The sequence below is a fragment of the Pseudomonas sp. AGC41 genome, from assembly GCF_057334555.1.
Window position 1 is genome coordinate 12768 of sequence record NZ_JBHFJB010000030.1, and the last position, 8225, is coordinate 20992.

Annotated in this window: 7 protein-coding genes and 1 pseudogene; 2 read left to right on the forward strand and 6 right to left on the reverse strand. The window is 62.8% G+C overall.

The genetic code is table 11. From position 1 onward, the window contains the following. Positions 1-45: 45 nt before the first annotated feature. From ACE04F_RS05755 to ACE04F_RS05775, 5 genes are all read right to left on the reverse strand, one after another. Positions 46-1065, reverse strand: coding sequence for a branched-chain amino acid aminotransferase (locus ACE04F_RS05755; protein WP_486105381.1), 1020 nt, complete (start codon positions 1063-1065; stop codon positions 46-48). 158 nt (positions 1066-1223) lie between these two features. Next, a complete protein-coding gene (gene lpdA / locus ACE04F_RS05760) occupies positions 1224-2606 on the reverse strand; it encodes a dihydrolipoyl dehydrogenase (RefSeq protein ID WP_486105382.1) in 1383 nt (460 codons plus the stop codon). An 18-nt stretch (positions 2607-2624) separates the two neighbouring features. Then, positions 2625-3905, reverse strand: a complete 1281-nt coding sequence (locus ACE04F_RS05765) for a dihydrolipoamide acetyltransferase family protein (RefSeq protein ID WP_486105383.1) — start codon at positions 3903-3905, stop codon at positions 2625-2627. Continuing rightward, positions 3906-4964, reverse strand: coding sequence for an alpha-ketoacid dehydrogenase subunit beta (locus ACE04F_RS05770; RefSeq protein ID WP_486105384.1), 1059 nt, complete (start codon positions 4962-4964; stop codon positions 3906-3908). A gap of 1 nt (position 4965) precedes the next feature. Next, positions 4966-6201 carry a thiamine pyrophosphate-dependent enzyme gene (locus ACE04F_RS05775; protein ID WP_486105385.1) on the reverse strand — a complete coding sequence of 412 codons (1236 nt, stop codon included), beginning with the start codon at positions 6199-6201 and terminating at the stop codon, positions 4966-4968. 194 nt (positions 6202-6395) lie between these two features. On the opposite strand from ACE04F_RS05775, the gene bkdR reads away from it, so the two are divergent. After that, positions 6396-6884 carry a Bkd operon transcriptional regulator BkdR gene (gene bkdR / locus ACE04F_RS05780; protein ID WP_003202929.1) on the forward strand — a complete coding sequence of 163 codons (489 nt, stop codon included), beginning with the start codon at positions 6396-6398 and terminating at the stop codon, positions 6882-6884. 125 nt (positions 6885-7009) lie between these two features. Here the strand turns inward: bkdR and ACE04F_RS05785 are convergent, their stop codons facing one another. Beyond that, a complete protein-coding gene (locus ACE04F_RS05785) occupies positions 7010-7873 on the reverse strand; it encodes an MBL fold metallo-hydrolase (protein ID WP_486105386.1) in 864 nt (287 codons plus the stop codon). 207 nt (positions 7874-8080) lie between these two features. Here ACE04F_RS05785 and ACE04F_RS05790 point away from each other — a divergent pair. Beyond that, a pseudogene (locus ACE04F_RS05790) lies at positions 8081-8225 on the forward strand (sulfite exporter TauE/SafE family protein); the annotation flags it as partial.

Here is an 8225-nt window from a genome sequence, read left to right on the forward strand (position 1 = left end):
CCCCCCCCCCCACAAAAGCCGACCAGTGTTATCTGGGGGCCTAGATCAAACCTTGACGATCCAGCCCGCCGGCGCTTCAACGTCGCCAGTCTGCACGCCGGTCAGCTCTTTGTAGAGCTTCTGGGTGATCGGGCCGACTTCGGTTTCGCTGTGGAACACGTGCAGCCTGTCTTTGTAGCTGATGCCGCCAATCGGCGTGATCACCGCAGCGGTACCGCAGGCGCCGGCTTCCTTGAAATCCGCCAGCTTGTCGATGAACACGTCGCCTTCGATCACTTCCAGGCCCAGGCGCGATTTCGCCAGTTCGATCAGCGACAGGCGGGTGATGCCCGGCAAGACCGAAGGGGAATTGGGGGTGATGAATTTGTCGTCGTGGGTGATGCCGAAGAAGTTGGCCGAGCCGACTTCCTCGATTTTCGAATGGGTCAGCGGATCCAGGTAGATGCAGTCGGCGAAACTGGCCTTCTTGGCCTGGGAACCGGGCATCAGGCTGGCGGCGTAGTTGCCACCGACCTTGGCCGCGCCGGTGCCTTGTGGGGCCGCGCGGTCGAAGCTGGAGATCAGGAAGTTGTGCGGGGTCAGGCCGCCCTTGAAATAAGCGCCGACCGGGATGCAGAAGATCGAGAAGATAAACTCGGGCGCGGTGCGCACGCCGATGTTGTCACCCACGCCGATCACGAACGGGCGCAGGTACAGCGCACCGCCGGTGCCATACGGCGGGATGAAGCGCTCGTTGGCGCGGACCACTTGCTTGCAGGCTTCGACGAACTGCTCGGTGTCGACATGTGGCATCAGCAGGCGGGCGCAGCTGCGTTGCATGCGGGCGGCGTTCTGGTCCGGGCGGAACAGGTTGATCGAACCGTCCTTGCAACGATAGGCCTTGAGGCCCTCGAAGCATTGCTGGCCGTAGTGCAGGGCAGTGGAACCCTCGCTGATGTGCAGCACATTGTCGTCGGTCAGGGTGCCCGCGTCCCAGGCGCCGTCGCGCCAGTGCGACAGGTAGCGCTTGTCGGTCTTGATGTAGTCAAAGCCCAGTTTGTCCCAATTGATGCTCTCGTTACCCATGACACCCTCTATTTCCTGACAACCGTCGAAACGGTTCAAGGCTTCTGACGTTTTTTAATGGGGACCACAATACTTCATTCCGGGGGTGTTTCGCAGCTTGCTCGATGAGGAGCAGGAGATATTTCCTGCCGACTCCCTCGCCACGGGGATAACTGCCGTTAACAATGCAACGCATGCCCCAATGCCCGCAATGCCGCTTCCTGCACGGCCTCGCCCAGCGTCGGGTGGGCGTGGATGGTGCCGGCGATGTCTTCCAGCCGCGCGCCCATTTCCAGGGATTGGCCAAATGCCGTGGACAGCTCCGACACGCCGACGCCGACCGCCTGCCAGCCGATAATCAGGTGATTGTCCCGGCGCGCCACGACCCGGACGAAACCGCTTTTCGATTCCAGGGTCATGGCCCGGCCGTTGGCCGCGAACGGGAAGCTCGACACGATGCAATCGACCCCGGCGGCCTTGGCCTCGTCCGGCGTCGTGCCGACCACGACCACCTCCGGATCGGTGAAGCACACTGCCGCGATGGCCGTCGGGTTGAATTCCCGATGCTGGCCGGCGATCAGCTCGGCGACCATTTCGCCCTGGGCCATGGCCCGGTGGGCGAGCATCGGTTCGCCGCTGAGGTCACCGATGGCCCAGACATTGTGCATGCTGGTCTGGCAGCGGTTGTCGATTTTCAGCGCCGAGCCGTTCATCGCCAGGTCCAGCGCTTCGAGGTTCCAACCCTGGGTGTTGGGCTTGCGTCCGACCGCCACCAGCACGCGGTCGGTCTCCAGGTTCAGCGTGTCGCCGTTGGGATCGCGCACTTGCAAGGTGCTGGCCTGGGCATCGAAGCCTTCGACGCTGTGCTTGAGGTACAGCTTGACGCCCAGTTGCTTGAGCGCCTCGTGCACCGGTTGCGTCAGCTCGCCGTCGTAGGCCGGCAGGATCCGCTCCTGGGCCTCGACCACGCTGACTTCGGCGCCGAGCTTGCGATAGGCGATGCCCAGCTCCAGACCGATGTAGCCGCCGCCGACCACCACCAGATGCTTGGGCACCGAGGTGGGCGCGAGAGCTTCGGTGGACGAGATGATCGGCCCGCCAATCGGCAGCATCGGCAGCTCGACACTTTTCGAGCCGGTGGCCAGCAGCAGGTGTTCGCACTGGATGCGGGTGTCAGCGACTTCAACGGTCTTGCCATCGATCACTTTGGCCCAGCCGTGAATGACCTGGACCTTGTTTTTTTTCAGCAACGTCGCGACGCCGGTGGTCAGGCGATCGACGATGCCATCCTTCCATTCCACACTCTTGCCAATGTCCAGGCTCGGCGCCGCCACGGTGATGCCCAAGGCCGAGCCCTGGCTGTGATGGCGGGTCTGGTGGAACTGCTCGGCCACATGGATCAACGCCTTGGACGGAATGCAGCCGATGTTCAGGCACGTCCCGCCCAACGCTTGGCCTTCCACCAGGATGGTTTCGATGCCCAGTTGGCCGGCACGGATCGCCGCCACGTAACCGCCAGGACCGCCGCCGATGATCAGCAGCTTGGTGTTCAGAGTCTGCATGGCCTGCTCCATTGATGATTAGTCCACAAACATAGTGGCGGGTTGTTCGAGCAGGCCACGCAGCGCCTGGATGAATTGCGCCGCGTCCATGCCGTCGACCACCCGGTGATCGAAGGAACTGGAGAGGTTCATCATCTTGCGGATCACGATCTGGCCCTTGATCACCACGGGCCGTTCGACGATTTTATTGACGCCGACGATCGCAACTTCCGGCAGGTTCAGCACCGGCGTGCTGACGATGCCGCCCAACGCGCCGAGGCTGGTCAAAGTAATGGTCGAGCCCGACAGTTCGTCGCGACTGGCCTTGCCGTTGCGGGCCGCTGTCGCCAGGCGCGAGATTTCCGCCGCGCTGTCCCACAGGCTGCGCGCCTCGGCGTGACGCACCACTGGGACCATCAGGCCGACATCGCTCTGGGTGGCAACACCGACATGTACGGCGCCGGAGCGCTGAATGACCTGGGCTTCATCGTCGTAACGGGCGTTCATCTGCGGGAAATCCCGCAGCGCCACGACCAGGGCGCGGACCAAGAACGGCAGCAACGTCAGCTTGCCGCGACTGGCACCGTGTTTTTCATTCAGGTGAAAACGCAGCTCTTCCAGGGCGGTGACATCGATTTCCTCGACGTAGCTGAAATGGGCGGCGCGCTGGGTGGCTTCCTGCATGCGCTGGGCGATCTTGCGGCGCATGCCGATCACCGGGATTTGCTGCTCGTCGTGACGTTCGGCATAACCCGAGCCGCCCTTGGCCTGGGACGATGGGCCCTGGGCCAGATAAGCCTCCAGGTCTTCGTGCAGAATCCGCCCGGCGGGGCCGCTGCCCTGGACCAGGCGCAGCTGGATGCCCAGGTCCAACGCGTGTTTGCGCACGGCCGGCGAGGCCAGCGGACGCTCGTCGGGATCCCGGGCCACCGGTGCCTGCGCCGCTTGGACCGGGCGCGGCGCGGCGAGCGGTTTTTCCGCCACGGGTTCTGGTTTCGATGCCTGTTCAGGCTTCGCGACGGGCTCAGGCTTGGCCACCGGTGCCGCCGATTGCGCCGATTCCTTCAGGTTGCCGGCGCCTTCCACTTCAATGCGGATCAGCTCACTGCCCACCGCCATGACTTCACCCGGTTCACCGCCAAGGGCAATGACCCGGCCATGCACCGGCGAAGGAATATCCACCATCGCCTTGTCAGTCATCACGTCGGCCAACACCTGATCCTCGACCACCATGTCGCCAACCTTGACGTGCCACACCGACAATTCAACTTCGGCGATGCCTTCGCCGATGTCCGGCATCTTGATAACGTGCGTGCCCATTCAGACCTCCATGACCCGTTTCAATGCCGCGCCCACACGGGACGGCCCTGGGAAATACGCCCACTCCTGCGCGTGCGGGTAGGGGGTGTCCCAACCGGTGACACGCTCGATGGGCGCTTCCAGGTAGTGGAAGCAGTGTTCTTGCACCAGTGACACCAGTTCGGCGCCGAAACCGCAGGTGCGGGTGGCTTCGTGGACCACCACGCAGCGGCCGGTCTTCTTCACCGATTTGACGATGGTGTCCAGGTCCAGCGGCCACAGGCTGCGCAGGTCAATGACTTCGGCGTCGATGCCTGTCTCCTCGGCTGCTACCTGGGAGACGTAGACCGTGGTGCCGTAGGTGAGCACCGTCACGTCCTTGCCCGGACGGGTGATGGCGGCGACGTCCAACGGCACCGTGTAGTAACCGTCCGGCACTTGCGCCTGCGGATGCTTGGACCAGGGCGTTACCGGGCGGTCATGGTGGCCGTCGAACGGGCCGTTATACAGGCGCTTGGGTTCGAGGAAGATCACCGGGTCATCGTTTTCGATGGAAGCGATCAGCAGGCCCTTGGCGTCGTAGGGGTTGGACGGCATGACGGTGCGCAGTCCGCAGACCTGGGTGAACATCGCCTCGATGCTCTGGCTGTGGGTCTGGCCGCCATAAATGCCGCCGCCGCAGGGCATGCGCAGGGTCATCGGTGCGGTGAACTCGCCGGCCGAGCGATAGCGCAGGCGCGCGGCCTCGGAAATGATCTGGTCCGAAGCCGGGTAGACATAGTCGGCGAACTGGATCTCGGCCACCGGCCGCAGCCCATAGGCGCCCATGCCCACGGCCACGCCGACGATGCCGCTTTCGGAAATCGGTGCGTCGAACACCCGCGAGGTGCCGTACTTGTTCTGCAGGCCTTCGGTGCAGCGGAACACGCCACCGAAGTAACCTACGTCCTGGCCGAACACCACGACGTTGTCGTCGCGCTCGAGCATCACGTCCATGGCCGAGCGCAGCGCCTGGATCATGGTCATGGTGGTAGTGGTCATGGCGGTGTCCAACGCAATATTGTTGTTGTGATCGTTCATGTCAGATCCCCAACTGCTGACGCTGGCGCTTCAAGTGCTCCGGCATCTCTTTGTAGACGTCCTCGAACATGGTCGCGGCGCTCGGAATCTGCCCACCGGCGAGGGTGCCGTACTGCTCGGCTTCTTTCTGCGCGGCGATCACTTCGGCTTCAAGCTCGGCGGTGACGGCGGCGTGCTCCTCTTCGGACCACTGGCCGATCTTCACCAGGTGCTGCTTGAGGCGCGCAATCGGGTCGCCCAACGGGAAGTGACTCCAGTCGTCGGCCGGGCGGTATTTCGACGGATCGTCAGATGTGGAGTGCGGGCCGGCGCGGTAGGTGACCCATTCGATCAGAGCCGGACCGAGGTTGCGGCGAGCGCGTTCGGCGGCCCAGCGCGACGCGGCGTAGACGGCGATGAAATCGTTGCCATCGACCCGCAACGAGGCGATGCCGCAGCCAACGCCGCGCCCGGCGAAAGTAGTGGCTTCACCGCCGGCAATCGCCTGGAACGTGGAAATCGCCCACTGGTTATTGACCACGTTGAGGATCACCGGGGCGCGGTAGACGTGGGCGAAGGTGAGGGCGGTGTGGAAGTCCGATTCGGCGGTGGCGCCGTCGCCGATCCAGGCCGAGGCGATCTTGGTGTCGCCCTTGATCGCCGAGGCCATGCCCCAGCCCACGCCTTGGATGAACTGGGTGGCGAGGTTACCGGAAATGGTGAAGAAACCGGCGTCCTTGACCGAATACATGATCGGCAACTGCCGGCCCTTGAGCGGATCGCGCTCGTTGGACAGCAGTTGGCAGATCAGGTCCACCAGCGGCACGTCGCGGGCCATGAGGATGCTTTGCTGGCGGTAGGTCGGGAAGCACATGTCGTCGATGTTCAGGGCCAGGGCCTGGGCGCTGCCGATGGCTTCCTCGCCAAGGCTCTGCATGTAGAACGACATCTTTTTCTGGCGCTGGGCGACGACCATGCGGTTGTCGTAGATGCGTGTCTTGAGCATGGCGCGCATGCCCTTGCGCAGGATATCGACAGGGATGTTCTCGGCCCACTCGCCCAAGGCGTTGCCCTGGTCATCAAGCACGCGGATCAGGCTGCGCGCCAGGTCGGCGGTGTCGGCGGGTTCGACGTCGATGGGAGGTTTGCGCACCGTGCCGGCATCGGTCAGATGCAGGTAGGAGAAGTCGGTCTTGCAGCCGGGACGGCCCGAAGGTTCGGGGACGTGCAGGCGTAGCGGTTCGTACGCTGGGTTCATGGCTTTCTACGCTCGATCTTGTGAATTTCTTGTAGTGGGCGCGCTAGCTGACGAATGTCCCTGGGTAGGCGGGAAATTGTCCTACAACAATCATAGGCTCGACGTAGAAGAATTTTTTTCTCTGTTGGCTTGCTGTTTAGATGATTTGCAGATAAAAAATCTGCACAACGATAAGAAACAGGAAATTTTGTCTCATGCGCAAATTGGATCGCACCGACATCGGCATTCTCAACAGCCTTCAGGAAAACGCCCGCATCACCAATGCCGACCTTGCCCGTTCGGTCAACCTGTCGCCGACGCCTTGCTTCAATCGGGTTCGGGCGATGGAGGAGCTGGGAGTGATTCGCGAGCAGGTCACCCTGCTGGACGCCGACCTGCTGGGCCTGCATGTCAACGTGTTTATCCATGTCAGCCTGGAAAAGCAGGTGGAAGAGGCATTGCAGCACTTCGAGGAGGCGATCTCCGACCGGCCGGAAGTAATGGAGTGCTACCTGATGGCGGGCGACCCGGATTACCTGATTCGCGTGCTGGTGCCGACCATCCAGTCGCTGGAGCGGTTCATGATGGATTTCCTGACCAAGGTCCCCGGGGTAGCGAACATCCGCTCAAGCTTTGCCCTCAAGCAGGTGCGCTACAAGACCGCGCTGCCGCTGCCGGCCAACGGGTTGACGCTGGGTACCTGATCACCCCGATCCCTGTGGGAGCGAGCCTGCTCGCGAAGGGGCCATCACATCCAACATCAGCAAGCAGACCTACCTCTGTGGCGAGGGAGCTTGCTCCCGCTGGGCTGCGCAGCAGCCCCAACCTGCTAAAGCTGATTGATCGGAATCTTCAGATAAGTCACGCCATTACCCTCCGCCGGCGGCAAATGGCCCGCCCGCACGTTCACCTGGATCGCTGGCAGCAACAGCGTCGGCATGCCCAGGGTCTTGTCGCGCTGGGTGCGCATGGCCACGAACGCGGTCTCGTCGATGCCGTCGCGAACATGGATGTTGTGCTGGCGCTGTTCGCCCACGGTGCTCATGCATTGGGGCTCGCGGCCCTCCGGCGGGTAATCGTGGCAAACGTAGAGTCGAACGCCGGCGGGGAAGGCCAGCAGCTTGCGGATCGAAGCGTAGAGCTGATGGGCATTGCCGCCAGGGAAGTCGCAACGCGCGGTGCCCACGTCGGGCATGAACAGCGTGTCGCCGACCAATATCACGTCGCCATCGATCAGGTAGGCCATGTCCGCCGGGGTGTGGCCGGGCACGTGCAGCGCGGTGGCCTTGAGGTTGCCGATAAAAAAAGATTCGTCGGCCGCGAACAGGTGATCGAACTGTGAACCATCCACCGCAAATTGCGCTTCGAGGTTGAACAGTGCCTTGAAGACCCTCTGTACCTGATGGATGGATTCGCCGATGGCGATCTTGCCGCCCAGTTTGCCCCGCAGATAAGGCGCGGCGGACAAGTGATCGGCGTGGGCGTGGGTTTCCAGCAGCCATTGCACCGTCAACTGACGTTCAGCCACGAAAGCGATCACCCGGTCGGCCTGCTCCGTGCCACTGCGGCCTGACGCCGGGTCGTAGTCGAGGACCGGGTCGACCACCGCACAGAACCCGCCATCGTGTTCATAAACCACATGGGTATACGTCTTGGAGGCGGGATCGAGGAAGCTTTGGATCTGCGCGGGCATGACAACGAACCTGTGCGGAAATAACTCATGAAAGGTGCTGCTACGCAGCCCCGCGGGAGCAAGCTCGCGCGCCACATACCCATCTAGCAATAGCGGGTTGCAACGCTCGGGACTTACAACATATGGTCCGCAGCTTAAGTGAGGGCCACCGGGTCCTGCAAATGCGATCACACCTGACAACAGGCGTGCGCGGCTTGAGAGACGGTTATGTTATTGGCAAGTTTTTTTGGTGTGATCATGGGGCTGGTCCTTGGCCTGACGGGGGCGGGCGGCGGTATTCTGGCCGTGCCGGCGTTGGTGTTGGGCCTGGGTTGGAGCATGACCCAGGCCGCGCCGGTGGCGCTGTTTGCGG

Excerpts from the sequence above, each read along its gene's own strand:
- ACE04F_RS05755 (WP_486105381.1), bottom strand. The coding sequence starts at position 1,065 with ATGGGTAACGAGAGCATCAATTGGGACAAACTGGGCTTTGACTACATC.
- lpdA (WP_486105382.1), bottom strand. The coding sequence starts at position 2,606 with ATGCAGACTCTGAACACCAAGCTGCTGATCATCGGCGGCGGTCCTGGC.
- ACE04F_RS05765 (WP_486105383.1), bottom strand. The coding sequence starts at position 3,905 with ATGGGCACGCACGTTATCAAGATGCCGGACATCGGCGAAGGCATCGCC.
- ACE04F_RS05770 (WP_486105384.1), bottom strand. The coding sequence starts at position 4,964 with ATGAACGATCACAACAACAATATTGCGTTGGACACCGCCATGACCACT.
- ACE04F_RS05775 (WP_486105385.1), bottom strand. The coding sequence starts at position 6,201 with ATGAACCCAGCGTACGAACCGCTACGCCTGCACGTCCCCGAACCTTCG.
- bkdR (WP_003202929.1), top strand. The coding sequence starts at position 6,396 with ATGCGCAAATTGGATCGCACCGACATCGGCATTCTCAACAGCCTTCAG.
- ACE04F_RS05785 (WP_486105386.1), bottom strand. The coding sequence starts at position 7,873 with ATGCCCGCGCAGATCCAAAGCTTCCTCGATCCCGCCTCCAAGACGTAT.